The organism is Flavobacterium pallidum (assembly GCF_003097535.1).
GTDB classification, from domain to species: domain Bacteria; phylum Bacteroidota; class Bacteroidia; order Flavobacteriales; family Flavobacteriaceae; genus Flavobacterium; species Flavobacterium pallidum.
On record NZ_CP029187.1, the window covers coordinates 2,352,206 to 2,377,392 of the forward strand.

The 25,187-nt window shown below is 43.5% G+C and carries 25 protein-coding genes; 9 read left to right on the forward strand and 16 right to left on the reverse strand.

Translation table 11 applies throughout. The features are described from left to right. Nucleotides 1-156: 156 nt before the first annotated feature. The 5 genes from HYN49_RS09630 to HYN49_RS09650 form a co-directional block, all read right to left on the reverse strand. Nucleotides 157-1,563 carry a POT-type proton-dependent oligopeptide transporter gene (locus HYN49_RS09630; RefSeq protein WP_181368940.1) on the reverse strand — a complete coding sequence of 469 codons (1,407 nt, stop codon included), beginning with the start codon at nucleotides 1,561-1,563 and terminating at the stop codon, nucleotides 157-159. A gap of 189 nt (nucleotides 1,564-1,752) precedes the next feature. Next, nucleotides 1,753-2,517 carry a LytR/AlgR family response regulator transcription factor gene (locus tag HYN49_RS09635; RefSeq protein WP_108903915.1) on the reverse strand — a complete coding sequence of 255 codons (765 nt, stop codon included), beginning with the start codon at nucleotides 2,515-2,517 and terminating at the stop codon, nucleotides 1,753-1,755. Further along, nucleotides 2,507-3,607 carry a sensor histidine kinase gene (locus HYN49_RS09640; RefSeq protein WP_108903916.1) on the reverse strand — a complete coding sequence of 367 codons (1,101 nt, stop codon included), beginning with the start codon at nucleotides 3,605-3,607 and terminating at the stop codon, nucleotides 2,507-2,509. Before HYN49_RS09640 ends, HYN49_RS09635 begins: the two co-directional genes overlap by 11 nt. Nucleotides 3,608-3,614: 7 nt before the next feature. Further along, complete coding sequence (locus HYN49_RS09645) at nucleotides 3,615-4,037, reverse strand: DUF1456 family protein (protein WP_108903917.1); 423 nt, start codon at nucleotides 4,035-4,037, stop codon at nucleotides 3,615-3,617. Between the two features lie 69 nt (nucleotides 4,038-4,106). Further along, nucleotides 4,107-4,916 carry an alpha/beta hydrolase gene (locus HYN49_RS09650; protein ID WP_108903918.1) on the reverse strand — a complete coding sequence of 270 codons (810 nt, stop codon included), beginning with the start codon at nucleotides 4,914-4,916 and terminating at the stop codon, nucleotides 4,107-4,109. A 52-nt stretch (nucleotides 4,917-4,968) separates the two neighbouring features. Between HYN49_RS09650 and HYN49_RS09655 the strand changes: the two genes are divergently transcribed. Then, complete coding sequence (locus HYN49_RS09655) at nucleotides 4,969-5,370, forward strand: excinuclease ABC subunit B (protein WP_108903919.1); 402 nt, start codon at nucleotides 4,969-4,971, stop codon at nucleotides 5,368-5,370. On the opposite strand, the gene uvrB is transcribed toward HYN49_RS09655, so the two are convergent. Together uvrB and nudK are read right to left on the reverse strand one after the other, a co-directional pair. Then, nucleotides 5,367-7,361 (reverse strand): excinuclease ABC subunit UvrB, encoded by a 1,995-nt coding sequence (gene uvrB, locus HYN49_RS09660; RefSeq protein WP_108903920.1) that lies wholly within the window; start codon nucleotides 7,359-7,361, stop codon nucleotides 5,367-5,369. The genes HYN49_RS09655 and uvrB overlap by 4 nt on opposite strands. Nucleotides 7,362-7,479: 118 nt before the next feature. Next, nucleotides 7,480-8,064, reverse strand: coding sequence for a GDP-mannose pyrophosphatase NudK (gene nudK, locus HYN49_RS09665; RefSeq protein ID WP_108903921.1), 585 nt, complete (start codon nucleotides 8,062-8,064; stop codon nucleotides 7,480-7,482). Between the two features lie 62 nt (nucleotides 8,065-8,126). On the opposite strand from nudK, the gene HYN49_RS09670 reads away from it, so the two are divergent. Then, complete coding sequence (locus HYN49_RS09670) at nucleotides 8,127-9,005, forward strand: alpha/beta fold hydrolase (protein ID WP_108903922.1); 879 nt, start codon at nucleotides 8,127-8,129, stop codon at nucleotides 9,003-9,005. Between the two features lie 25 nt (nucleotides 9,006-9,030). Here HYN49_RS09670 and HYN49_RS09675 read toward each other — a convergent pair whose 3' ends face one another. From HYN49_RS09675 to trmD, 4 genes are all read right to left on the reverse strand, one after another. Further along, nucleotides 9,031-9,693 (reverse strand): thiamine diphosphokinase, encoded by a 663-nt coding sequence (locus HYN49_RS09675; RefSeq protein WP_108903923.1) that lies wholly within the window; start codon nucleotides 9,691-9,693, stop codon nucleotides 9,031-9,033. Between the two features lie 240 nt (nucleotides 9,694-9,933). After that, nucleotides 9,934-12,156, reverse strand: a complete 2,223-nt coding sequence (locus tag HYN49_RS09680) for an NADP-dependent isocitrate dehydrogenase (protein ID WP_108903924.1) — start codon at nucleotides 12,154-12,156, stop codon at nucleotides 9,934-9,936. 209 nt (nucleotides 12,157-12,365) lie between these two features. Then, entirely contained in the window at nucleotides 12,366-12,716 is a 351-nt protein-coding gene (gene rplS, locus HYN49_RS09685; RefSeq protein WP_108903925.1) for a 50S ribosomal protein L19, read from the reverse strand. Between the two features lie 161 nt (nucleotides 12,717-12,877). Further along, the gene (trmD, locus tag HYN49_RS09690; RefSeq protein ID WP_108903926.1) at nucleotides 12,878-13,555 is read right to left on the reverse strand and encodes a tRNA (guanosine(37)-N1)-methyltransferase TrmD; all 678 of its coding nucleotides are present in this window, start codon (nucleotides 13,553-13,555) and stop codon (nucleotides 12,878-12,880) included. Between the two features lie 232 nt (nucleotides 13,556-13,787). Here trmD and HYN49_RS09695 point away from each other — a divergent pair, with 232 nt between their 5' ends. Next, nucleotides 13,788-14,720, forward strand: a complete 933-nt coding sequence (locus tag HYN49_RS09695) for a peptidylprolyl isomerase (RefSeq protein ID WP_108903927.1) — start codon at nucleotides 13,788-13,790, stop codon at nucleotides 14,718-14,720. A 71-nt stretch (nucleotides 14,721-14,791) separates the two neighbouring features. Next, nucleotides 14,792-15,115: a c-type cytochrome gene (locus tag HYN49_RS09700; protein ID WP_108903928.1), complete on the forward strand. Its 324-nt coding sequence runs from the start codon at nucleotides 14,792-14,794 to the stop codon at nucleotides 15,113-15,115. 37 nt (nucleotides 15,116-15,152) lie between these two features. Here HYN49_RS09700 and HYN49_RS09705 read toward each other — a convergent pair whose 3' ends face one another. Together HYN49_RS09705 and HYN49_RS09710 are read right to left on the reverse strand one after the other, a co-directional pair. Next, nucleotides 15,153-16,424 (reverse strand): glucose-1-phosphate adenylyltransferase, encoded by a 1,272-nt coding sequence (locus HYN49_RS09705; protein WP_108903929.1) that lies wholly within the window; start codon nucleotides 16,422-16,424, stop codon nucleotides 15,153-15,155. Next, the gene (locus HYN49_RS09710; protein ID WP_108905023.1) at nucleotides 16,425-17,843 is read right to left on the reverse strand and encodes a glycogen synthase; all 1,419 of its coding nucleotides are present in this window, start codon (nucleotides 17,841-17,843) and stop codon (nucleotides 16,425-16,427) included. It lies immediately after the preceding gene. A gap of 131 nt (nucleotides 17,844-17,974) precedes the next feature. Between HYN49_RS09710 and HYN49_RS09715 the strand changes: the two genes are divergently transcribed. Beyond that, nucleotides 17,975-18,310 carry a tRNA-binding protein gene (locus tag HYN49_RS09715; protein ID WP_108905024.1) on the forward strand — a complete coding sequence of 112 codons (336 nt, stop codon included), beginning with the start codon at nucleotides 17,975-17,977 and terminating at the stop codon, nucleotides 18,308-18,310. Nucleotides 18,311-18,367: 57 nt separating this feature from the next. On the opposite strand, the gene HYN49_RS09720 is transcribed toward HYN49_RS09715, so the two are convergent. Then, nucleotides 18,368-18,739 (reverse strand): PUR family DNA/RNA-binding protein, encoded by a 372-nt coding sequence (locus tag HYN49_RS09720; protein WP_108903930.1) that lies wholly within the window; start codon nucleotides 18,737-18,739, stop codon nucleotides 18,368-18,370. A gap of 75 nt (nucleotides 18,740-18,814) precedes the next feature. Beyond that, nucleotides 18,815-20,578, reverse strand: coding sequence for an ABC transporter ATP-binding protein (locus tag HYN49_RS09725; protein ID WP_108903931.1), 1,764 nt, complete (start codon nucleotides 20,576-20,578; stop codon nucleotides 18,815-18,817). Between the two features lie 202 nt (nucleotides 20,579-20,780). Here HYN49_RS09725 and HYN49_RS09730 point away from each other — a divergent pair, with 202 nt between their 5' ends. The 4 genes from HYN49_RS09730 to yajC all read left to right on the forward strand — a co-directional run bounded on the left by HYN49_RS09730 (nucleotide 20,781) and on the right by yajC (nucleotide 23,675). Continuing rightward, nucleotides 20,781-21,887, forward strand: a complete 1,107-nt coding sequence (locus HYN49_RS09730; protein ID WP_108903932.1) for a Glu/Leu/Phe/Val family dehydrogenase — start codon at nucleotides 20,781-20,783, stop codon at nucleotides 21,885-21,887. A gap of 118 nt (nucleotides 21,888-22,005) precedes the next feature. Further along, nucleotides 22,006-22,917 carry a transcription antitermination factor NusB gene (gene nusB, locus HYN49_RS09735; RefSeq protein WP_108903933.1) on the forward strand — a complete coding sequence of 304 codons (912 nt, stop codon included), beginning with the start codon at nucleotides 22,006-22,008 and terminating at the stop codon, nucleotides 22,915-22,917. A gap of 20 nt (nucleotides 22,918-22,937) precedes the next feature. Continuing rightward, a complete protein-coding gene (locus HYN49_RS09740) occupies nucleotides 22,938-23,396 on the forward strand; it encodes a DUF1573 domain-containing protein (RefSeq protein ID WP_108903934.1) in 459 nt (152 codons plus the stop codon). Between the two features lie 3 nt (nucleotides 23,397-23,399). Continuing rightward, a complete protein-coding gene (yajC, locus tag HYN49_RS09745; protein ID WP_108903935.1) occupies nucleotides 23,400-23,675 on the forward strand; it encodes a preprotein translocase subunit YajC in 276 nt (91 codons plus the stop codon). A 59-nt stretch (nucleotides 23,676-23,734) separates the two neighbouring features. Here the strand turns inward: yajC and pepT are convergent, their stop codons facing one another. Continuing rightward, entirely contained in the window at nucleotides 23,735-25,018 is a 1,284-nt protein-coding gene (gene pepT, locus HYN49_RS09750; protein WP_108903936.1) for a peptidase T, read from the reverse strand. Nucleotides 25,019-25,187: the final 169 nt, after the last annotated feature.

Sequence of the window (25,187 nt, forward strand, 5' to 3'; positions counted from 1 at the left end):
ATGTAAGAAGAATTACGAATTGTAAATTACGAATTATGAATTAGAAATTAAGAATGCTTTATGCCGTAATTCATAATTTAAAAAACAGCCCGGCCATGAATTTACTAAATCATTTGCGCCTGAAACGGGGCGCAGGACTTCACAACCGGGCATCACTCATCTGGTTTGGAGATGATTTTCAGGGATGATATTTTTGTGGTATACGATAACAAAAGCAATCGTTACAACAGACATCAATGCAATGAAGAAACCATAATACGATGCACCTGACAGGTTCCGCAGGAAGCCATCATCTGCAATATTGCGGTTAATCAGCGATACGAAATAATTTCCTAATGAAATCGTCAGCAGCCAAAACGACATCATCGTGCTTTTCATCGAAGCCGGGGCCTGGGCATAAGCATATTCCAATCCCGTGAGGTATACCAGTATTTCCGCGACGGTAAGCAGGAAGTAAGACAGCAATTGCCATCCTACCGACGGTGCCCGATGCTGGTCGATTTCGGATTGCAGGTAATAAATGATGACAAAAGACAATATCAGCAATAGAAATCCGGTGATGATTTTGCGGTGTACTGAAAAATCAAACCCTATACGCTGCAAAAAAGGATACAGTACACTACTGAACAATGGTGTCAGGATCAATATGAAAACCGGATTAGCGGCCTGTACCTGTTGTGGCAGTAAGGTGATGCCGAGAAAATGCAGGTCGAGTTTCGTAGCCTGCAATACCCATTCTGAAGTGCTTTGGTCGCTCAGCATCCAATACACCGGGACGAAGGAAAACAGCAACAACACCTTCCATACCGAAACAATGGCATTTACGGCCTGTTCGGAGTATTTGTCGCGCGCAATGTCGATGGCTTTTTTACCTCTACGGATTTGCCCGATGCGCCTCAGGACATACCAGTTGATGCTGATAAAATTATCTTTCGGGAAACCGGCCGGAGGAACGCGGATGTATTTTTTCCTTCCCATAATAAAAATCAAAGTTGCCAAAAGCATCAGTATTCCCGGAATGCCGAAAGCGACTTTAGGGCCATATGCCGTTAGTAGGTACGGGATTAATAAGGTGGAAAAGAAGGAACCAAAATTTATGCTCAGGTAAAACCAGCTGAATGCCTTCCCCATGAGGTGTTTGTTAGATGCTGTAAACTGGTCGCCGACGTTGGCTGACACACACGGCTTGATTCCGCCGGAACCGATGGCGATCAATACGAGTCCGCTCATGAACAGGCTGTAATTGTCGGTAAACATCGCCATCATAAAATTCCCGATGCAATACATAAACGAAAGCCATTTGATAATCCGGTATTTCCCGAAAAACCAATCGGCTGCAAGTGCCCCGAGAATCGGCATGAGGTAGTTGAGCATGATAAATAGATGCGTCGCTTCATTCGCCCGGGCTTCCGCAGCCTGTTGCAGCAGCGGGTCATTCGTTGGGTTGAAGAAATGCGTCGCGAGGTATACCGTCAGTATGGCGCGCAGGCCGTAGTAACTGAAACGCTCAGCGGCCTCATTGCCGATGATGTAATGGATTGACTTCGGGATTTTTGATGACATGATGATTGAAACTTTCCGTAAATTTTTGGAAAAGAATCCTAGGTTGCCATTGCAAATCTTTGAGCGGTAGGAATTTAGGGTTGAGGAGAATGATTTTGGCGGCAGGCGGGCATGACCCGCCCGTACTAGCGGTAACATGAAAATATTTGTTGGAAGCCCAATATCGATCGGTGTAAATATGCCCAGCCCCTACAATCCAGGAAAATATGCCTTAAGATTGTCCTTATAATTGCGGCTCATTTTCAACTGGTCGCCGTTTTGCATGACCACCTGGTATTCGCCGTTAAAATAAGGAATGAACTCTTTTATGCAATCCCTGTTCACCAGGTGAGACCGGTGGATGCGTATGAAATCGGAAGCAAACTTATTTTCAAGGTGGCTCAGGCTGTCATTGATAAGGTGCGAATTCCTGTCGCAGACGACTTTTACATAATCTCCGGCAGCTTCGAAATAGCTGATTTCAGTAATTGGCAGGAAAAAAACACGTTTTGCATCCTTAATCATAATATGATCCGGCCGGCTTTCCTTTTGCTTTGCTTCGAGGATCCGAAGAATACGGTTATAGGTGTCATCAACCGCATTTGAAGCATAGCCTGATTCAAACCGCGCCATCGCTTTTGCAAATTTTTCCCTGTCGAAGGGTTTCAGCAAATATCCAATGGCATTGACTTCAAATGCTTTTATTGCATATTGGTCATAAGCCGTCGTGAAGATAATGTAAGGATTGTGGGTGCCGATGATATTTTCGATGATGTCAAATCCATTCAGGACGGGCATTTGTATGTCGAGGAATAGTAACGTAGGCTTAAGCGCAATGATTTTCCCCACGGCTTCCGAGCTTTTCCTGAAACTGCCAATCACGTTTACCTGCGGAAAATCCTTCAGGAATTCGAGTATGATGTCAATGGAAAGTTGTTCGTCATCAACAATAATGGCGGTGATCTCAGCTTTCATGGCATGGGATTTTTATGGTTGCGATGGTCGTATGGGCATCATTTTGCCTCAACTCAAATGCAGATTGATTTCCATAATACTGCTGCAAACGGCTTTTGATATTGGCAATTCCTATACCGAAACCTTTATGTTCATGCCCGAGCAGTCCGGTATTGATGACTTCAATTACCAGACGGCTGCTTTCAACATCACTGTTGATAGTGATGAACGCATCATTTTCTGTTTTTTCAATCCCGTAAATAACCGCATTTTCAATAATCGGCTGCAAAATGAAATAGGGGATAAGGCATTTTTCGGTTTCAGGAGCGATGTTTTTATGATAGGTAAACCTTTCATTAAAACGGATCAGTTGTATGCCAAGATACAGTTCGGCCGTGTTTATTTCTTCGGCCAACGGTACGAATTCTGCTTCTTGTTTTTCAATCGTCGTGCGCAATAAATCGCTCAGTTTTGACAACATCTTTGCGGCTTTGTCATTTTCTTTTTTCGTAATCAGCGCAATAATAGAATGGTGCGTATTGAAAAGGAAATGCGGATGGATCTGCATCCTTAAGGTTTGCAGTTGTGACAGCGCCAATTGGAATTCGAGTTCTTTTTTCTGCAATTCGGCAGCCTGAAGCGATTCCATATATACATAGATATTGACGATACCGATAATCAGGAAATAGGTGATAATGTAAGCGAAATATTTAAAAAGGAACGGCAGGATGATTTCACCGACATCGACATGCCGTAGGTAAAAATTTTCTGCAAATGGCTTGATGACGGCGACTTCAATCAGGAATTCCCCAGTGAGCAATGAGGTCCCCAGCCCGATGTGTATCAGCACAAACCAAAACAAACGGGAGTTCCGGATGTTGATTTTCAATCCTAAGGCGATAATGATTGGTGTAAGGAAAAGCCAAAGAAACCAACGCAGCAAATATTGTTTTTGTTCTACTACATCAAGTGCCGGGGACTTAAAATAATTCCTTGCAATCGTTTCAGTAGTGAATACGAAAAGCCCGATGAGCAACCAAAAAATCAAGGCACCGATGATGATCTTAAACCGGTGCCTTTTGAAAAGATGGATATGCGGAACGGCACTCATCGCCAATTCAGGATTTTTTATTCTTGCCGTTTTTATACTGGACTTTTTCTACAATCTCGGGTTTTTTAGGAGTCTGTTTTTTTTGGACGAATTTCTTTGCCGGTTTTTTGGCTGCGGGTTTGTGTGCCTCCGGTTTCGGCGTGATATCTTTGGCAGGGGATTTCGAGGCCGCTCTGTTAGCAGCAAGCACATCGTTCGGATTTTTAGGATTGTCTTTTGTGCCACGCAAATGGATTACCAATCCATTGAGGAAATTGCGCAGGACCTGATCGCCGCATTCCATAAAGTTCGGATGGTCTGCATTTCGGAAAAAAGCACTCAGTTCTGCTTTCGAAATCCGGAAATCCACCAATTGCAAAATGTCTACAATCTGGTCATCACGCAGCATTAATGCCACGCGGAGTTTTTTGAATATGTCGTTGTTATTCATGGGTTCAGGGTTCAGGGTTCAGGGTTCAGGGAAAGGGTCTTTCGAAACCTGTATCCTGTGCCCTGCGCCTCATTTCAGCCAAAGATACGCTTTTTCAAAATTTTCCCTCCACAATTTTTCATTGTGCTCACCGCCTTTGACAATCACCTTTTTGGAAAGATGCAGGCAATAACAGCGGTTTTCGTCAAGGAGTCTGTACATTTTTTCCATATCCCCAACAACATCATCATCTTTACTTTCGCTGTCTCCACAGAGGAAATAGATTTTAGCTTTTGTTTTGGGAGCTTTCTCCATCATCTCATAAATATCTTTGGTAAACCAGAAAGAAGGGGAGAAGACACCTGCTTTCCCAAACACTTCAGGATATTTCAATACGGCATAAAACGATACGAGCCCGCCAAGAGAGCTACCGAAAATAGTCGTGTTTTTCGCTTTGGTTTTGGTCCGGTAATTTTTGTCGACGTAAGGCTTTAAGGTGTTTATGATAAAATCAAGGTAAGCATCTGCATGACCACCGCCATATTTTTCATTTTTAAAAGGGGTGAGCTCATCGATGCGTTTGTCATTTCCATGTTCAATCCCGATCACGATGACATCCGCATTGAGCCTGTCCAGCGTTTCATCGACTTCCCATTCGCCGGCAAATGATGTTTTTTTATCGAATAGGTTTTGCGCGTCGTGCATGTACATGACCTGGTATCTTTTTTCGGGATTTGCTGCATAAGATTTCGGAAGGTACACCCATATTTTTTTGGTCGTTTTCAATTGTGGCGCTTCAATCGTAAAAGAAGAAACCTGCTTTGAGGCGGTACTTTCCTGCGCGGTGAGTTTGTATGCGGCCAGGAAGAGTAATACTGATATCAGGGTAATTTTGAGCATCGGGGTTGGAGTTAACGATAAAAATAATAATTTAGCTAAAATTAGTCATTTGATGAATACTTACGAGCAAAAAATCAGTTTATTGACCGATATGATTGCGTTTTCCATAGTGGATGGAAAATTGCACCAACGCGAATATGATTTCCTTTTCATTATAGCGCAGGAACTGAAAATCGACAAGGCGGTTTTTGACGACTTGTTCCACCAGGAATTGCCGGTAATGAGCATCAAGATGGAAATCCACCGCATCCACCAGTTTTACAGGCTTGCCCTGTTGATGCATGTGGACGGGATTTTGCACGAAAAGGAAGAAATTGCCATCAAGCAAATGGCCATCAATATGGGACTGAATCCTGCTGCAACTAAAAAAGTACTGTTGCTGATCAAGGAATCGCCGACGCGGGTAATTGACCCAAGACAGTTAATGAGTGCTTTTAAGGAGCAGTACAATTAAGCAAGGTTTTCCTGTAACTTCTTAATTTCATCCCGGAGTTTTGCCGCCTGCATGAAATCCAGATCTTTTGCGGCTTTTTCCATCGATTTTCGCTTGTCGCGTATGAGTTTCTCGATGTCTGATTTCTGCATGTAAGTGGTATCAGGTTCGGCAGCAGCTTTCATATTGACACCCAGTTCATAATCCACCAACGGATTTTTCGTACTGAAAACATTCCCGATTTTTTTGTTCAGTGCCTGTGGCGTAAAGTTATTTTCAGTGTTGAAATTGATTTGCTTCGTACGGCGGTAGTTCGTCTCATCAATGGTTTTCTGCATGCTGTCCGTAATCTTGTCGGCATACATGATGGCTTTTCCATTCAAATTTCTTGCCGCACGCCCAATGGTTTGCGTCAGCGATCGGTTGTTTCTTAAAAAACCTTCCTTATCAGCATCTAAAATCGCTACCAACGACACTTCCGGCAAATCCAATCCTTCACGAAGGAGATTCACCCCGATCAGCACATCGAAAATGCCTTTTCGCAAATCCTGCATGATTTCAATACGCTCTAAAGTATCTACTTCAGAATGGATGTAACGGCAACGAATGCCTACTTTTGCAAGGTATTTTGCCAATTCTTCCGCCATCCTTTTGGTCAGTGTCGTCACCAAAACCCGTTCGTCAATTTCGGCGCGTTCCTGGATTTCATCTATCAGGTCATCGATCTGGTTCAGGCTTGGGCGCACTTCGATAATCGGATCCAAGAGTCCCGTCGGGCGTATAATCTGTTCTACATATACGCCCTGGCTTTTTTCCAACTCATAATCGGCTGGGGTGGCTGAAACGTAAATCACCTGGTTCTGCATGTACTCCCATTCCTCGAATTTCAACGGCCGGTTGTCCATCGCCGCAGGCAAACGGAAACCATATTCGACAAGGTTTTCCTTTCGGCTGCGGTCACCTCCATACATCGCATGGACCTGGGAAACGGTGACATGGCTTTCATCGACCACCATCAAATAATCCTTCGGGAAATAATCAAGCAGGCAAAACGGACGGGTTCCGGGCAATCTTCCGTCGAGATAACGCGAATAATTTTCAATTCCGGAGCAATAGCCCAGTTCGCGGATCATCTCAAGATCGAAATTTGTACGCTCTTCCAAACGTTTGGCTTCCAGGTTTTTCCCGATTTCATTAAAATACGTGACTTGTTTTACCAAATCCTGCTGGATTTCCCAAATGGCATTTTGCAGCACATCGGGCGAGGTCACGAACATATTCGCCGGATAGATATTCAGTTTTTCATACTTTTCATACACTTGCGAATTCTTCGGGTCGAAGCTTTCGATCTCTTCGATTTCATCGCCAAAGAAATGCATCCTGTAGGCATCATCCGCATAACTTGGATAGACTTCAACGGTATCGCCCTTAATGCGGAAACTGCCCGGCTTGAAATCTGCCTCAGTGCGAGAATACAGGCTTTGTACAAGGTTGTGAAGCAGTTTGGTCCGGGAAATCACCTGGTTTTTGGCAATCGCAATGATATTCTTATGGAATTCAGTCGGGTTCCCGATACCATAAAGGCATGAAACCGAAGCGACAACCAATATATCGCGACGGCCGGAAAGCAGCGCTGCCGTCGTGCTCATCCTCATTTTTTCCAGTTCATCGTTAATGGAAAGGTCCTTTTCGATGAAAACGCCGGTAACCGGCATAAAAGCTTCAGGCTGGTAGTAGTCGTAATATGACACGAAATATTCTACGGCGTTGTTTGGGAAAAACTGCTTGAATTCAGAGTACAATTGTGCCGCAAGCGTTTTATTGTGCGCTAAAACCAATGTAGGGCGCTGGATTTCCTGAATGACATTGGCCACGGTAAACGTCTTTCCCGAACCCGTTACACCCAGTAAAGTCTGGAATTTTTCACCGTCTTTTACACCCTGCGCCAGTTTTTTTATCGCCTGCGGCTGATCGCCTTTGGGCTGGTAATCTGATACAACCTCGAATTTCATAGCTTTTTAAGTTGGATGGCTAATTTACGAAGAATGTTTTAGTTTTCAGTCCCAGTCGCAGTCTCAGTCACAGAAAACCGGCATTCGTTTAGCTGGGACTGCGACTGCGACTGTAAACTTATTCAAGCAACCTATTGATCTGTGCGTATTGCAGCAGCATAATCGTCTTGGCATCCCTGATTTCACCGGTCTCTATCATTTGCAGCGCTTTCGCAAAAGGGATTTCAAGGACCTCAATGTTTTCGTGTTCTGAGGCGAGTCCGCCGCCCTCGTTGACTTTCATCTCCTTTGAATATTCGGCAACGAAAAAATGTATGATTTCCGTTACTGATCCGGGAGACATATATGCCTCGAATATTTTCCGTACTTCGTTGACCTTATAACCGGTTTCCTCTTCACTTTCACGGCGGATACATTCTTCTGCGTTTTCTTTTTCGAGCAATCCGGCGCAGGCCTCAATGACCATTCCCGTTTCGTTTCCGTTGAGGTACGTCGGCATACGGAATTGCCTGATCAGGATGACATTTTTTTCCTTTTTATCGTATAAAAGGATTGTAGCACCATTGCCGCGGTCATATACTTCACGATGCTGGATTTCGGTTTTGCCGTCATTTTTCAGGTATTCGTAAACATATTTTTTCAGGATATACCAATTGTTGGAAAGCAGTTCGTCGCTTATGATCCTGATTTTCGGATTTGTCATAAAGATGGTTTGGTTTATTAAGTTCTGGTTTTGGAAAAAATAGCTACATTTAAATAAAAATTATGGCAGCCTCCTATCCGAAATCCACGAAAAGGAAACGCTTTAAGAAGCGGTATATTGTTTATGCACTATTTCTTTCTTATGTGGTGCTTTGCCAGGCCTGCATGACGATGCGTTTTACGAAAAAGGAGGCGAAATATTTCTTTGACAGCGCCAAAATTAATTATACCGATACGGTTTTTACGACGGGCGGACGCGACATCCATTATATCGTTACCGGTAAAAACGATCTTCCTACGGTGTTTTTTATCCACGGATCGCCCGGTAGCTGGAACGCTTTTAAGGATTATATGAAGGATTCGTTGCTGCTGCAGAAGTACCGCCTCGTAGCGATTGACAGGCCGGGTTTCGGGTACAGCGATTTTGGCAGCGCGGAAGGTTTGCTGCCGCAATGCACGCAGATTTCGTCATTAATTAAATTCCTTGACAACAAAAAACCGATGACATTGGTAGGACATTCCCTTGGCGGACCTGTTGTCGTAAAGCTTGCTGCGATGCATCCGGAGTGGTATAAAAACCTTGTGGTGCTTTCAGGATCGGTTGATCCCAAGGCCGAAACTCCTGAGAAATGGCGCGCTGTGATAAAGACGGTTCCTTTGCGGTTCCTGATTCCGGGTGCTTTACGAACATCAAACGATGAACTGTGGGTTTTGAAAAAGGATTTATATGACCTGCAGCCGACGCTTAAAAATATTACTACCGACGTGCTCATTATCCACGGGACTAAGGACCCGCTGGTACCTTACAGCAATGTTGGCTTTATGAAGCTGGAATTCGTCAATGCGCGCTCGATGAAAGTGATTTCGATAGAAGGTGCGAATCATTTTATTCCATGGGAACATTATGTGGAAATACGCGATGCACTTTTGAAATTGAAATAAGTCGAAAGTCGTCGAAGGTTCCCCGTTAATCACTGCATTCCATCAGCAGCAAATCGCCGTTCTCATGGGTGATGGAGACGATGCCGTCCTGCTTTACGCTGTTGCTGCTTCCGGTTCGGAATCCCATAATTAAAGTGTCGTTTTGCAATTCGTATAAAAGATTCGCGGAAGAAATTCCGGTTACGGTTCCTACTGGAATCAGGGAAATGATGCTTTTCGCAGGATACCATTTCCTGAAACTGCGGGGCAGCAAAAATACTTTGGAATAATCGTCCAGGATTACAATTTTAATCAATTCACGGTAGCGCGCAATATTGGTAAGATTTGTAATCGTATGGTCGGCGCGGCGGCCGGTGGCCCAAATAACATTCGCAGACGGGATTTTTCGTTCCACCAGGTAATCCAATGCCTTTTCCAAATCGGTTTTTTCCTGATCCGGGGTGTAGACGATTTCAATTGGATGCTGTGATTTTATAAATTCCTGTGGATTGAAATCGCGGTCGAAATCGCCGAGCAATACATCTACTTTTATTCCCAATTCTACTACACGTTCCATGGCCGAATCGAGTACGATCACCAAAGGCGACCATTCGAGCAGCTGCCCGAGCAGTTCCGTGCTGCAGGCTTCGCCATTGGCGATGATGAGTGCGGGTTCCTGGTCGTCACGGACGATGTGGTGGGAAGACATTTGGAATTATAAATTTTGAATGATGAATTATGAATGACGAAGATACGAACTTTTGTGTCGGATGCCCTAGCCCGGATGGGAGCGGCATCCTTTTTCTGCCTTCTTTAGGCAGGAAAAGATACAGCGGACAGCCGGATCAGCTCCTTAAAATCAGTAGGAGCAGCGGGCAGTATGCCGACGTCTGTAGAAAATGAAACCAATTGCGATTAAAAAAAAAGCGACCCGAAAGCCGCCTTATATTTAATTCAACTTAGAAAGGATTGAATTCAGTGTTTCGCTTGGCCTCATGGCCGAATCCGTTTTGGCGTTATCCGGTTTGTAATAGCCGCCGATGTCCTGTTTTTTGCCTTGTGCGCCGATAAGCTCGGCGTTTATTTTGGCCTCGTTTTCAGTCAATGCTTTTGCGATTGGTTCGAAAACTGCTTTCAGTTCTGCATCTTTATTTTGTGCCGCCAACGCCTGTGCCCAGTATAACGCAATATAGAAATGGGAACCGCGGTTGTCCAGTTCGCCCACTTTACGCGCAGGCGATTTGTCGTTTTCAAGGAATTTCTCGTTGGCATTGTCTAAAGTTTCAGATAAAACCAAAGCTTTGCTGTTGTTCAGCGTTTGCCCCAAATGTTCCAAAGAAACGCCCAATGCCAGGAATTCGCCCAAAGAATCCCAACGCAAATACCCTTCTTGCAGGAACTGCTCTACGTGCTTTGGTGCAGAACCACCGGCACCGGTTTCAAACAATCCGCCGCCATTCATCAATGGCACGATCGAAAGCATTTTAGCGGAAGTTCCTAATTCAAGAATAGGGAAGAGGTCGGTTAAATAATCACGCAATACATTTCCGGTTACTGAAATCGTGTCCTTGCCGTCTTTAATCCTTTCCAACGAGAAATTGGTCGCAGCGATGGGATTTAAGATGCGGATATCGAGTCCGTTTGTATCGTGGTCTTTTAAATATAAATTGACTTTTTCAATGAGTTGCCTGTCGTGCGCGCGGTTCTCATCAAGCCAGAAAACGGCTGGCGTATCTGATAATCTCGCACGGTTTACGGCCAGTTTTACCCAGTCGCGGATGGGCGCATCCTTTACCTGGCACATACGGAAGATATCGTCTTTCTGTACTTTTTGTTCGAAAAATACTTCATCATTATTCCCGATGACCTTAACGATACCATCGGCAGTCATCTGGAACGTTTTATTGTGTGAGCCGTATTCTTCGGCGGCTTGCGCCATCAAACCAACGTTTGGTACGCTTCCCATGGTTTTCGGGTCGAAAGCACCATGTTTTTTGCAGAAATCGATGGTGGCTACGTACACTCCGGCGTAACATCGGTCCGGAATAATGGCCTTGGTGTCCTGTCCTTTACCTTCGGCATTATACATTTGTCCTGATGTACGGATCATCGCCGGCATCGAAGCATCGACAATCACATCTGAAGGCACGTGAAGGTTCGTGATTCCTTTATCTGAATTGACCATGGCCAAAGCAGGTGCGTTTTGATAAACTTCATTAATGGCGGCTTCGACTTCAGCCTGCTGCGGATGTCCCGCGATTTTTGCGTACACATCGCCCAGACCATTTTTAGTGTCAATTTTTAATTCTGAAAAAAGTGTGGCGAATTTTTCAAAGACCGGGGCAAAAAATACATCAACTACCGCTCCGAAAATAATCGGGTCCGAAACTTTCATCATCGTCGCTTTCAGGTGTACTGAAAACAAAACGTTTTTGGCTTTCGCGTCCTCAAATTCCTTTGCGATGAATTTCTTAAGCGATGAAATACTCAATACCGCGCTGTCAATCACTTCACCTGCCAATAGTGGCGCGCTGTCTTTTAAAACCTTCGTATTTCCATGGTTATCGGTAAATTCAATCCTGAAGGTGTTGGCTTCTTTTACGGTCATCGATTTTTCACTTCCGTAGAAATCACCGCCATCCATACTAGCCACGTGCGTTTTTGAATCGGCACTCCAGGCACCCATGCTGTGCGGGTGTTTTCTGGCATAATTCTTCACGGCTTTCGGCGCACGGCGGTCCGAATTTCCTTCGCGCAGCACCGGATTTACCGCAGAACCCAATACTTTCGAATATCTTGCTTTGGCATCTTTTTCCTGGTCGTTCGCGGGATTTTCCGGATAATCAGGAATGCTGTAACCTTTGGCCTGTAATTCCTTAATCGCTTCTTTCAATTGCGGTACCGAAGCGGAAATATTAGGCAATTTGATGATATTGGCTTCCGGCGTTGTGGCGAGTTTTCCCAATTCAGACAGATCGTCATTGATCCTTTGGTTTTCAGGGAGCAAATCGGCAAAATTCGAAATGATCCTTCCGGCTAATGATATATCGCGTGTTTCCACGTTGATGCCGACTGGCGCTGTGAATGCTTTTACAATCGGTAAAAAGGAATGTGTCGCCAGCATTGGTGCCTCATCGGTAATCGTATAAAAAATGGTAGTTTTATCAGACATTGGTAAAAATTTAGTTTGTTTCAAGGATTGCAAAGATAAGGAATCGGGTGGTATTCATTCCAGATTTACCTTCCGAAAACGTTATAATTGCAGATTTGGCAATTGTAGGAATAGAAAATACGTAATTCGTAAAATACGCTTCGTAATTTAATTTCAATGCAAAAAAAATCCCGTTCGATGTGAACGGGATTATATAAAGTGGTAAGTGATTACCTTCTTTTGTCTCTGATTTTCGCTTTTTTACCTGTAAGTTCCCTGAAGTAGAAAATACGGGCCCTGCGAACGTGGCCTTTCTTGTTGATTTCAATTTTTTGCAAAGCCGGAAGGTTTACCGGGAAGATACGTTCAACACCCACTGCACCTGACATTTTACGGATGGTAAAAGTCTCAGTAGTTCCTGTACCTCTTCTTTGGATGACAACACCTTTGAAAAACTGTGTCCTTGTTTTTTCACCCTCTTTAATTTCATAGTACACTGTGATGGTATCACCTGCACCGAAAACCGGGAAATCTTTTTTTGTAGTCAATTCGTCCTGAACGAATTTCATTAAATCTGCCATGATATTGTTAAATTATGGTTTAAAATCAGAGCAACATTCGCGGTTCTCGCCAGAGGTTGGTCCAATGTGGGCGCAAAGATAAAAATTAATTGATAATGAACAATTAATAGTTAATATTTTTTTTAAGATGTAACTGCCTCATTATTAACTGCTTCGAGTAATTATTCATTAAGTAAGTCCGGCCGCCTGTTTTTAGTATGCACATAAGCCATATCCTCACGCCATTTTTCAATTTTTGCAAAGTGGCCGCTGGTCAAAACTTCAGGGACTTTCCATCCTTTATAATCTGCGGGCCTGGTATATATGGGACCCGATAAAAGATTATCCTGGAAACTGTCCGTCAAAGCTGATGTTTCATCACTTAAAACCCCCGGTATCAACCGAATCAATGCATCGGAAAGTACCAAAGCACCCAGTTCGCCGCCACTCAACACATAATCCCCGATCGAGATTTCCTTGGTAATAAAGTGGTCGCGCACCCTTTGGTCTACGCCTTTATAATGTCCGCAAAGGATGATGATATTTTCGAGCATTGACATCTTATTGGCCATGCCCTGGTTCAGCGTTTCACCATCCGGAGTCATGTAAATGACTTCGTCATAGTGGCGTTCGCTCTTCAGTTTCGCAATGCAATCATCAATCGGCTGCACCATCATCACCATGCCTGCGCCGCCGCCAAACTGGTAATCGTCCACGCTTTTCTGCCTGTTCGTCGTATAATCGCGCAGGTTGTGGAAGTGTACTTGGACCAATCCTTTATCAATGGCACGCTTCATGATGGAAGCTTCAAAAGGGCTGCGGAGCAGTTCAGGTAAAACGGTGATGATGTCTATTCTCATGGTTTTGTTTCAAAGTGGCAAAGGTACAAAGTTTAAGGTTTTCAGGAGCCAATCCGGCTGTCCGCTGTATCTTTTATTTTTTTAAAGGAAAAAAATAAAAGGATGCCGCTTCCTATCCGGGCTAGGGCTGCAAGGTTCAATTTACGTTCCTGCATAAAATTCGCTAATCCGCTAATTGTCACATTTGCTAATTATTTTTGTAATTTTGCCATTCATTTAAAAAAAACAAACAATGGAAAACGGTATATACGCTAAATTCAACACCTCAAAAGGAGCGATTTTAGTAAAACTCACTCACGATTTAACTCCGGGAACGGTTGGTAATTTCGTCGCATTGGCTGAAGGAAATCTCGAAAATTCGGCTAAGCCGCAAGGGCAGCCTTTTTACAACGGATTGAAATTCCACCGTGTCATCCCTGATTTTATGATCCAGGGCGGTTGCCCGCAGGGCACAGGAACGGGTGGCCCGGGTTACAAATTCGATGATGAATTCCACATGGATCTGCGTCATGATAAGCCAGGCGTTTTGTCTATGGCCAATTCAGGGCCTGGGAGTAACGGTTCGCAATTCTTCATTACGCACGTAGCTACGCCATGGTTAGATCAAAAGCATACTGTTTTCGGTAATGTTGTCGAAGGACAGGATGTGGTTGATGCTGTGGCACAAGGTGATTCCATTGATAGCATCGAAATCGTTAGGGTAGGCGACGAAGCCCAAAAATGGAATGCGGTAGAAGCCTTCCGTGTGTTCGAAGGGTCACGCGCGAAACGTGAAGCAGCCGAACGCGAAGCTTCCGAAAAGAAAATGGAAGCACTGGCTGCCGGTTTTGATAAGACTGAAAGTGGCTTACGTTATAAGATCATCAACAAAGGTTCTGGTAAAAAAGCGGAAAACGGCCGCACCGTTTCTGTTCATTATACGGGCCAATTGGAAAACGGGAAGACTTTCGACAGCTCTTACCCAAGAAAAAAACCAATCGAGTTCCCTTTAGGGAAAGGCCACGTTATCGAGGGATGGGATGAAGGCATCGCTTTATTGCAGGTGGGAGACAAGGCACGTTTTGTGATCCCGTCACATCTAGGATATGGAGCTTCAGGTGCAGGCGGCGTGATTCCGCCGGATGCCACGCTGATTTTCGATGTGGAATTGATGGACGTGAAATAATCTCATAAAATTTCAAACACAAAGCACTCGTTATGGGTGCTTTTTTTATATTTACAATTTAAACCAAGACTATGAAAACAAAAGTGATCTTATTGTCATTCGCGGCCACACTGATATTAGCCTGTAATGCCACAAAACCGGCTGTTGCCGAAAAACCTACTCCGCCATCACCGCCAACGGTTGAAGTGGCTGGTGTACCGGCAACGGAAGCCCATGCGAAAGGACAGTCCTTATATGAAAATAATTGTGCCAAATGCCACAAGCTTTTCGCAGCCACCGATTTTTCACAGGCTGACTGGAAACCAATCCTGGCAAGGATGCAAAAGAAAGCAAGGCTCGATGATGCAGATATGGGCCTGATTACCAATTATCTTTTCGACCTTCAAAAGAATTAATAAAAAAAGCATCCGTGAAAGGATGCTTTTTTTATGCTTACACGGCAAAACCGTCTGGGAGCGTCGCGCCTTTCTTTACGACAATGATACCATCCTTAACTGTATAAAGTGGCGTGTTCGTGTCTTGTAAATGTGTTCCGCCAATCAAATGCACATCATTTCCGATGCGGCAGTTTTTATCCACGATCGTGTTATTGATGTGGCACCGTTCTCCAATACCGATGTTTATGATGTCGTTACCAATATTATTACTGATTTCGTCAAGGTTTTGATAGAAATCATTACCCATCAGATACGAATTAGAAATCACGCAATCCTTCCCGATACGGCTCCTGATCCCGATTACGGAATGTTCCACTTTTGAGGAATTGATGATACAGCCTTCGGCGACCACAGATTTGTCAAAAGAGGAAGCGCCGGTGATTTTAGAGGGCGGCAAAACCCTCGCACGCGTGTAAATCTTACTCGAATTATCGAACAGGTTGAATTTCGGGATGTCATCCGTAAGGCCTAAATTGGCCTCAAAAAAAGAATCAATATTCCCGATATCTGTCCAGTAGCCTTCATATTGATAACTTAAGATCTTTTGCTTTCCGATCGATTGCGGAATGATTTCTTTTCCGAAATCCTTGGTTTCCTTATTCGACATCAGCTCAACCAGCAAATCGCGGTTGAAAATATATATACCCATCGAGGCCAGGTAGTGCCTGCCTTCGGAATTCATTTCGTCACTGACTTCAGAGGTCCATTGCGGCAACAGGTCCTTAGCCGGTTTTTCGATAAAAGAGGTAATGAAATTCTCGTCATTCGTTTTTAAAATCCCGAATTCAGGCGCTTCTTTTGCAGTCACCGGCAATGTCGCTATCGAAATCGTCGCACCGCTTTTCATGTGCTCCTGAATCATATGGTTGAAATCCATCTGGTACAATTGATCACCTGAAAGGATCAGCGCATACTCGAAATCGTGGTTCATAAAATGCTGCATGCACTGGCGTACGGCATCGGCTGTTCCCTGGAACCAGGTCGGATTTTCAGGGGTTTGCTCCGCTGCCAGGATGTCTACAAAAGCCGTACTGAAGGTACTGAAATGATACGTATTCTTGATGTGCTGGTTTAATGACGCCGAGTTAAACTGCGTCAGTACGAACATCCGCTGTATGCCCGAGTTGATGCAATTCGAGATCGGGATGTCCACCAAACGGTATTTCCCCGCAATCGGTACCGCTGGCTTTGAACGGCTTTCTGTTAGTGGTGCCAACCTTGAACCTTGTCCGCCACCCAGAATAATGGCTAAAGTATTGTTGTTCATCTATAATGGTTTTAAAGAGTTGTAAATGTCAATGTATTGTCCGGCTGCTTTTTCCCAGGAATGGTCAATTTGCAGGATGTAATTTAAAATCTGTTTCATTTTCTTTTCATCATGATACAAACCGACGGCCCTTGAAATGGAATAATTCACATCGAAAACACTGGCCTGGTCGTGGCAAATCCCGAAACCATTATCCCCGAAATCATGTACAGTGTCTTTCAATCCGCCTGTTCTCCTTACGATAGGAATGGTGCCATACCGTAAGGCATACATCTGGTTCAGCCCGCAAGGCTCGACACGCGACGGCATCAGCAGGAAATCGGCGCCGGCATAAATGATGTGTGACAGCTTTTCGTTGTAACCGATATAGGCATTGTAATTGCCTTCAAAATAGGGTTTGAGGCTGTTCAGTTGGTTTTCAACGAATGTATCTCCAGAGCCCAGCACCAGAATATTGATTTCCTCATAATGTTCCCGTAGCGAATTGTGGAAAATCTCCGGAAGCAAATCGGCACCTTTTTCACCCACCAGCCTGCCGATAAATGCGAACAGTGGTTTTGACGGATCGAGGCCGAATTGCTCGCATAAAAATGCCTTGTTTTTTTCTTTTCCTTTTTTGGCAGTTTTCAGGGTATAGTTGCCGATAATCATCGGGTCTGTTTTCGGATTCCAGACTTCATTGTCGATGCCGTTGAGGATGCCGACGCTTTTATGCCTTTCAAAACGCAGCAGGTTTTCCAGGCCATTGGCTGAATGTGAAATCTCCTCAAGATAGCTTGGCGAAACCGTCGTCACCTTCCACGCCGATTTAATGCCGGCCGCCAATGGATTGATCAGTCCGCCCCATTCAATGAAGCCAGTTCTTGATAAATCAAAATTCGGGATATAATGCATCTTATCAAACCCAAACCAGCCCTGGTATTGCCCGTTATGGATTGTTATAATGGTAGGCGTATGCGCCAATCGCTTGTAATTATAGCATTGCTGTACCATAAAAGGAATAAGCCCGGTGTGATGGTCATGGCAATGAATGATGTCAGGATATTGATCGGATTCCACAAGCCAGTTCAAAAAAGCAATCTGGAATGCGGTAAAACGCTCGGTATCGTCTTCATAGGAATAAACATTCGGGCGGTCAAACAATTCCGGAATCGCAATCAGGTATAACGGAAAACCCAGTTTCCCGGTGCGTTCCTGCAATACGGTATAGTTAAAATAAAACCAGCCAAGTTTAAGCTTGCCGTTGTGAACGATATCAAATTCATTTTCATTCGTCCATTTATTATCATAACCCGGAACGACCACTTTGGCATGGTGCCCGGCTTTATTCAGGTATTTTGGCAAAGCACCCACTACATCGGCAAGGCCGCCCACTTTTGCTACAGGATAGCATTCGGCGCTGATGTGAAATATTTCCATATTGTTGTTTATTGGCTCATTGATTTCTTTCCCAATGTACAACAAAAAATTTGTAAAAAAAATGCCTTTTCCGATTTGGGACTGCCCCTGTTTATTGGCTGTAAATTTTATCTTTGGCTGAAAATAATAAGATGGAATTAAGCTGGGAAGATTTTGAGAAAACCGAAATGCGCGTAGGGACTATTATTCAGGCGGAAGATTTTCCCGAAGCGCGGAAACCCGCGTATCAGCTGACGATTGATTTCGGTCCGGAAATCGGAATCAGGAAGTCATCAGCACAGATTACCAAACGATATCGTAAAGAAGATTTAATAAACCGGCAGATTGTTGCGGTCGTCAATTTTCCTAAAAAGCAAATCGGGAAATTCATGAGCGAATGCCTCGTGCTTGGTGCGGTTGGAGCGGAAGGTGATGTGATTTTGCTCTCGCCGGATTTTAAGATTGAAAACGGACTTCGTATAGCATAAAAAAAAGCCCGGAAACTTCCGGACTTTCTAACTTTTGACTTTCGCCTTTTTGCCCGATTAAATATCATCAAAATCTACATCAGTATAGTTTTTTTCTGCAGATTCCTCCACGCCTTCATTTACATATTCGCGTTTGTAATCTTTCTGGTGCCTTTCTGAAATCACTTCCTCGCCCTTGTGGTTCAAAACATATGAAGTCATGTCTTCAAGGATTTCTGCGAAAGCGGCAAAATCTTCCTTATAAAGGTAAATTTTGTGTTTCTTGAAATGGAAAGACCCGTCTTCCTCGGTAAATTTTTTGCTTTCAGTAATGGTAATGTAGTAATCGTCGGCTTTGGTTGCCCTCACATCGAAAAAGTAAGTCCTTCTTCCGGCCCTCAAAACTTTAGAAAAAATCTCTTCTTTTTCTAACATGTCATTGTCTCTCATAATCCTTCTTGCAGTTTTTAGTTTGGTGTTAAGTAGTATCCAAATGTGAGAAAAAAAACTTAAACGCCAAACATTTTATGTCATTTCTTTTTCCGAAAGCTGTTTGAAATGAAGCTCCTTATAATAGCCTTCCTGATTTATGAGTTGATTATGAGATCCTTGCTGTATGATTTTTCCATCTTCTAGGATAATGATCTTATCGGCATTTTTTGCCGACGAAACACGATGGCTTACGATGATCGTGGTTTTGTCTTTGCTGAAATCCAGCAGGTTGTTCAGGATCGTTTCTTCGGTCTCGGTATCCACCGCCGAAAGACAGTCATCGAGCAGCAGGATTTCCGGGTCTTTGATAATAGCGCGCGCAATGGAAACGCGCTGCTTTTGTCCGCCGGAAAGCGTAATGCCGCGCTCGCCGAGCATGGTTTCATATTGCAGCTTGAAGTTGATGATATTGTCATGCACAGCGGCTTTCCTGGCAGCATCGATTACTTCTTCTTCAGTAGCATTTTCCTTCCCGAAACGGATGTTGTTCTTAATCGTATCCGAAAACAAAAACGCATCCTGCGGTACCGTCCCGATGCTGTTCCTCAAATCGTACAAATTAAGCGAGCTGATTTCCTTTCCGTCGATTTTTACATTGCCGGAAGTCGTGTCATACAATCGCCCGATCAATTGTAAAACGGTTGATTTTCCTGAACCGGTCTTGCCTAAAATGGCCAGCGTTTCTCCTTTTTTTATAGTGAAACTGACATTTTCCAGGGCTTTGATGTTTGTGTCTCCGTATACAAATGATACATTCTCAAAAACTATATCGCCTTTGATTTCCGAATGCTCTTCGGTGTTGTTCTTAATTTCAGGCCTGATTTTCAGGAACTCGTTGATGCGCTTCTGAGATGCTGCCGCTTCCTGCACCATCGACGAAACCCAGCCGAGTGATGCCACAGGAAAAGTAAGCATATTCAGGAACAAAATAAACGCCGCAATGGTCCCGATATCTGTTACACCATCGGTTCCCTCGATGTACATCATTCCGCCGAAATAAATCACGACCAGGTTGCTCACGCCAATCAATGCGAGCATAAACGGCCCGAAAAGCGAGTTGAGCCAGGCGAGGTCCATTGCCTTTTTTTTGCTTTCTTCGGATAGCGCTTCCACTTTTTCATTGTATTGTTTTTCGAGTGAATACGCTTTGATGACGCGAATCCCCGAAAATATTTCCTGTGAAAAACTGGAAATCGTAGATAGGTTTTGCTGGAATAAGGTGCTCTTTTTATTGATTTGCGTGCTTAATTTAAAAATGGCATAAGACAACACCGGCAGCGGAAGGATAGTGTATAATGTCAGCTTTGGCGAAGCATGGTACATAAAAATGACTACGACGATAAAGCGGATCAGGGTCATGATCGTGTACATCACCGCAGGCCCGACATACATCCTTACCTTACTCACATCCTCGCTGATGCGGTTCATCAGATCGCCGGTGCGGTTTTGCTTGTAAAAGTGCTGCGTCAGGTTTTCATATTGTCGGAACACCTCGTTTTTAAGGTCAAATTCAATATGGCGCGACATTACAATGAGCCATTGCCTGGTCCAGAAAGTCAGGAAGGCATTCAGCAAAGTGGTTCCGATGATCAGCAGGATGAAATGGAATAATTTTTCTTTTATCAGGTGCTTATCGGCATCCGGAGAAAAATTACTGACAATAGTATTTATCGTGCTGCTGATAAGATTGGGAAGGAAAGATGCGAAGATTTGGGCAGCGATCGTTGTCAGTATTCCGAAACAAAACAAGTATTTGTATTTGATGAAATATTTATTCAAATATTGTAATTCCTTCATATAATTCTTAAAAATGGTATTTTAAAAAAGATGTTTTCGTTAAAAGCGTATGAAAATGTATTTTTTTGAATTTATAAAAATGAAAGCCTGATTGTTGAAATATCCTTAAAAAAAATTAAATTCATTGTTATGTTTTGATTTAAAACGTAATTTTGCGGCGTCTTATTGACAAAGTCGTAATTCAATTTAAAAATTATTTACCATGGTAACAGAAGTTGTAAACGGAAATGAGCTTCAGAAAATCGACCCGGTTTTTGGTCAGGTATCGTTTGACAATCACGAACAAATCGTTTTTTGCAATGACAAAGATACTGGTTTAAAAGCAATAATCGGTATACATAATACCGTTTTAGGACCGGCTTTGGGCGGGACAAGAATGTGGAAATATGCCAATGAATGGGAAGCGCTCAATGACGTTTTAAGGCTTTCACGAGGAATGTCATACAAATCTGCCATCACAGGTTTGAACCTTGGCGGTGGAAAGGCCGTTATTATCGGCGATGCCAAAACCGAGAAAACTCCTGAGATGATCCTTAAATTCGGTGAATATGTAAATTCCCTGAGCGGAAAATACATCACTGCCGAAGATGTAGGAACAACGACCCAGGATATGGATATGATCCGCGACGTAACGCCTTTCGTTACCGGTGTTTCTGTTGAAAAAGGCGGTTCCGGAAATCCTTCTCCTGTTACTGCTTACGGTGTTTATATGGGAATGAAAGCCGCTGCGAAATACCAGTTCGGAAGTGATGACCTTAACGGCAAGAGAGTTTTGGTACAGGGCATCGGGCACGTTGGCGAGACTTTGGTCGAATACCTTGCCAAAGAAGGTGCTGATGTGCAGATTATAGACATCAACCAAGGCAGGTTGGAGGAAGTGTCATCTAAATATGGCGTGAAGATTTTCACCGGTGCCGATCTGTACGCTGCTGATGTGGATATTTATTCACCTTGTGCACTTGGCGCTACAATCAATGATGACACCATCAATAAGATTAAAGCAAAAGTGATTGCCGGAGCAGCGAACAACCAGTTGGCAAACGAAACCGTACACGGGCAGATTTTGAAAGACCGTGGCATTCTTTACGCACCGGATTTCCTTATCAATGCTGGTGGAATCATCAACGTATATGCTGAAATTGTGGGTTATGACAGCGCTGAAGCCATGAGAAGGACTGAAAATATTTACAACACCACGTTGGAAATCCTTAGTTTTTCAGAGCAAAACGGTATTACAACACAGGCTGCGGCCATGTCGATTGCTCAAAAAAGAATCGACGACAGGAAAAAAGAAAACGCAGCCAAATAAGGCGGCTTACAATATTATTATTATTTTTGCGGAGCGAAAAAGTCAAATTTTTCGCTCCGCTAATTTTTTATAAAAGTTCTTACAGGTGCTAAACAGAAGACATATACGTGTTAAGGTGATGCAATCCATTTATGCGATGCATCAAAACGGATCAGATAACCTAGAAGGCCAGGAAAGATTCCTGCTACACAGCATCGACAACATTCAGGAACTTTACCTGATCATGCTTTCGTCACTGGTGGAAATCCAAAAGGCAGAACAGCTTTTCCTTGACATTTCAAGCAAAAAGCATTTGGCTACTGCCATTGAAAGAAACCCTGACAAAAAGTTCGTCAACAATCGTGTATTGCAGCTCCTTTCTGAAAATCATTCGTTAAACACCGCATTGGAAGACCGCAAAATCAACAATTGGTACCTGAACGAAGATTATATCCGCATCCTTTTATCAGCCATAAAGGACAGCACCCAATACGAACAATATATGGGTAGTGGTAAGGATTCGTTTGAAGAGGACAGGGATTTTATCCTGAATATTTTCATGGACATTATCGTTCCGAATGAAAAATTGTATGAATACCTCGAAGACAACAAACTCACGTGGGTTGATGATATTCCGGTTGTCAATACGCAAATTATCAAGGAGTTAAAAGGAATGAAGCCCGAAGACAAGGAAGTTTTCAGGATTTCAAAACTGTATAAGGACACTGAAGACAAGGAATTCGTAAGCCTGTTGTTCCGCAAGACACTTTTAAATGAAACGGAGCTGGCGAAGGAATACATCGATAAGACTCCAAATTGGGATACCGAAAGGATTGCAGAAGTCGATACCATCATCCTTAAAATGGCCATTTGTGAATTCCTGAAATTCCCATCGATTCCTGTAAAAGTGACCATTAACGAGTACCTGGAAATAGCCAAGGAATATTCCACCCCGAAAAGCAGTATTTTCATCAATGGAATTCTTGACAACCTTGTAAAGGAATTCCAGTCAAACAATAAACTTAAAAAAACCGGCAGAGGTTTAATGTAAAATCAAAACCAATAATTATTATGAAAAAAGTGTTATGCCTGGCTGCGATGGCAGCTTTTATACTGACGACTTCCTGTAAAAAGGAAAATAAAGACCCAAATTCCGAAGGAAAGGCAATTATGGAATTCAAGGAAAAGGAGTTCGATTTTGGCGACATCAATGAAGGTGATAAGGTGGAGCATGTCTTTTCTTTCAAGAACACGGGTGAAGTTGATTTAAAGATTGTAAGTGCACGCGGATCGTGTGGTTGTACGGTCCCGGATTATCCTAAAGAGCCTGTAAAACCAGGTGAGGAAAGTCAGATTAAGGTGTCTTTCAATTCTGCGAGAAAACACGGTGAGCAACATAAAACGGTAACAATCAACGCAAACACGGCTACTGGAACTGAAGTCCTTAAAATCAAAGGCAACGTCATTGCTAAAGATACCTCAGGAATCAGTGCCGGAAACAATAAACATGAAACTTTAAAAACGAACTAGGATATGGATAATATGTTTGTAATACAGCTGGTCTTAATGGGAGTAATCATTTATTTCTTTATGATCCGCCCATCGCAGAAAAGAGCAAAATCTGAACGTGAATTTGAAAGCGGCTTAAAAGTGGGCGACAGGATTGTCACTAAAAGCGGTATCCACGGCAAGGTTTCTGAATTGTCTGATACAACGATGGTGATGGAAACCATGTCCGGAAAACTGAAAATGGAGCGCTCCGCAATTTCTATTGAAATGACCGCAAAGCTGAACGCAGCTGCCAAATAAGCATAAGGAATTAAAATAAAAACGCCGGCTCATCACCGGCGTTTTTTTATGCAAATCATTTATTTTTTCTTCTTTTTGGAATGTGTTTTTTCCTTGACTGAAAAATCCGTTGTTGCCGTCAATTCAGCAATGCGTACAATCACATCCACCGCTTTTTGCATGCTTTCTACCGGGACATATTCATATTTCCCGTGGAAATTATGACCACCCGCAAAAATATTCGGGCAAGGCAGCCCCATATACGACAGCCTGCAGCCATCGGTTCCGCCGCGAATCGGTTTGATAATCGGTTTGATGTTGAGGTCTTTCATCGCTTTTTCAGCCAAATCAACAATAAACATCACCGGTTTTACTTTCTCCTTCATATTGTAATACTGATCCCTGATTTCAGTAACTACAATATCTTCGCCAAATTGCTTCGCGAATTTCTTATTGAATTTCTTCGTAATCTCATGAATGAGTTCTTTCCTTTTCTTGAATTTCTTGGCATCATGATCTCGGACAATCAGTTCCAAAACAGTTTCCTCAATGCTTCCCGTTAAATGGTGCACATGGAAAAAACCTTCATAACCTTTCGTTTCCTGAGGTGTTTCTCCTTTTGGCAATTCATTGATAAAATGATTTGCAATCAACATCGAGTTGATCATTTTCCCTTTGGCATACCCCGGATGCACGCTTTTGCCTTTAAAAGTGATCTTCGCTCCGGCGGCATTGAAATTCTCATATTCCAATTCACCGATCTGGCTTCCATCCATCGTGTACGCCCATTGCGCGCCAAATTTCTCCACATCAAATAAATCCGCACCGCGCCCGATTTCCTCATCCGGCGTAAAGCCCACACGGATTTTCCCGTGCTTAATCCCCGGATTCTGTACCAAAAATTCCATCGCCGACACGATTTCCGTCAATCCGGCCTTATCATCAGCGCCAAGCAAAGTCGTTCCATCAGTCGTGATCAGCGTCTGGCCTTTATATTGCAGTAGATCCTTGAAATAATTGGGCGACAGTACGATATTCTGCTCCGCATTCAGCACAATGTCCTTTCCGTCATAATTCGGCACAATTTGTGGCTTCACGTTTGCTCCAGTGAAATCAGGTGTCGTGTCGTAATGCGATACAAACCCAATCACAGGCACTTCATGTTCCACATTCGACGGCAGCGTACCCATTACATAACCGTTTTTATCGATTGTCACTTCGGTCAGGCCGATGTCTTTGAGTTCCTTCGCCAGCATTTTGGCCAAAACAAGTTGCTTTTTGGTACTTGGCGTGGTTTTGGAATTCGGATCTGATTCCGTGTCGATGGTCACATAGCTTATAAAGCGGTCAATGAGGTGTTGCATAATTTGGTTAAATTTCGTGCAAAGATACGAATATAGGAAGTTGGTCAATGTTAAGTTTTTTGATGAGCTAATCCTGCTCTCCGGCTTTATCTTTTCCGGCTGGCAGCAGCCGGAAAAAGGATGCCGCTTCCATCGGGGTAGGGTCAGAAAAGTCCGAATGTCCGTAAGT

Bases quoted from the DNA above. Each gene is read 5' to 3' on its own strand.
- HYN49_RS09640 (WP_108903916.1), bottom strand. From the start codon at position 3,607: ATGAGTGCCGTTCCGCATATCCATCTTTTCAAAAGGCACCGGTTTAAG.
- HYN49_RS09635 (WP_108903915.1), bottom strand. From the start codon at position 2,517: ATGAAAGCTGAGATCACCGCCATTATTGTTGATGACGAACAACTTTCC.
- HYN49_RS09695 (WP_108903927.1), top strand. From the start codon at position 13,788: ATGGAAAACGGTATATACGCTAAATTCAACACCTCAAAAGGAGCGATT.
- HYN49_RS09740 (WP_108903934.1), top strand. From the start codon at position 22,938: ATGAAAAAAGTGTTATGCCTGGCTGCGATGGCAGCTTTTATACTGACG.
- uvrB (WP_108903920.1), bottom strand. From the start codon at position 7,361: ATGAAATTCGAGGTTGTATCAGATTACCAGCCCAAAGGCGATCAGCCG.
- HYN49_RS09715 (WP_108905024.1), top strand. From the start codon at position 17,975: ATGGAATTAAGCTGGGAAGATTTTGAGAAAACCGAAATGCGCGTAGGG.
- HYN49_RS09700 (WP_108903928.1), top strand. From the start codon at position 14,792: ATGAAAACAAAAGTGATCTTATTGTCATTCGCGGCCACACTGATATTA.
- pepT (WP_108903936.1), bottom strand. From the start codon at position 25,018: ATGCAACACCTCATTGACCGCTTTATAAGCTATGTGACCATCGACACG.
- rplS (WP_108903925.1), bottom strand. From the start codon at position 12,716: ATGGCAGATTTAATGAAATTCGTTCAGGACGAATTGACTACAAAAAAA.
- HYN49_RS09645 (WP_108903917.1), bottom strand. From the start codon at position 4,037: ATGAATAACAACGACATATTCAAAAAACTCCGCGTGGCATTAATGCTG.
- yajC (WP_108903935.1), top strand. From the start codon at position 23,400: ATGGATAATATGTTTGTAATACAGCTGGTCTTAATGGGAGTAATCATT.
- HYN49_RS09705 (WP_108903929.1), bottom strand. From the start codon at position 16,424: ATGAACAACAATACTTTAGCCATTATTCTGGGTGGCGGACAAGGTTCA.
- HYN49_RS09670 (WP_108903922.1), top strand. From the start codon at position 8,127: ATGGCAGCCTCCTATCCGAAATCCACGAAAAGGAAACGCTTTAAGAAG.
- nusB (WP_108903933.1), top strand. From the start codon at position 22,006: ATGCAATCCATTTATGCGATGCATCAAAACGGATCAGATAACCTAGAA.
- HYN49_RS09650 (WP_108903918.1), bottom strand. From the start codon at position 4,916: ATGCTCAAAATTACCCTGATATCAGTATTACTCTTCCTGGCCGCATAC.
- nudK (WP_108903921.1), bottom strand. From the start codon at position 8,064: ATGACAAATCCGAAAATCAGGATCATAAGCGACGAACTGCTTTCCAAC.
- HYN49_RS09680 (WP_108903924.1), bottom strand. From the start codon at position 12,156: ATGTCTGATAAAACTACCATTTTTTATACGATTACCGATGAGGCACCA.
- HYN49_RS09630 (WP_181368940.1), bottom strand. From the start codon at position 1,563: ATGTCATCAAAAATCCCGAAGTCAATCCATTACATCATCGGCAATGAG.
- trmD (WP_108903926.1), bottom strand. From the start codon at position 13,555: ATGAGAATAGACATCATCACCGTTTTACCTGAACTGCTCCGCAGCCCT.
- HYN49_RS09725 (WP_108903931.1), bottom strand. From the start codon at position 20,578: ATGAAGGAATTACAATATTTGAATAAATATTTCATCAAATACAAATAC.
- HYN49_RS09730 (WP_108903932.1), top strand. From the start codon at position 20,781: ATGGTAACAGAAGTTGTAAACGGAAATGAGCTTCAGAAAATCGACCCG.
- HYN49_RS09655 (WP_108903919.1), top strand. From the start codon at position 4,969: ATGAATACTTACGAGCAAAAAATCAGTTTATTGACCGATATGATTGCG.
- HYN49_RS09720 (WP_108903930.1), bottom strand. From the start codon at position 18,739: ATGAGAGACAATGACATGTTAGAAAAAGAAGAGATTTTTTCTAAAGTT.
- HYN49_RS09675 (WP_108903923.1), bottom strand. From the start codon at position 9,693: ATGTCTTCCCACCACATCGTCCGTGACGACCAGGAACCCGCACTCATC.
- HYN49_RS09710 (WP_108905023.1), bottom strand. From the start codon at position 17,843: ATGGAAATATTTCACATCAGCGCCGAATGCTATCCTGTAGCAAAAGTG.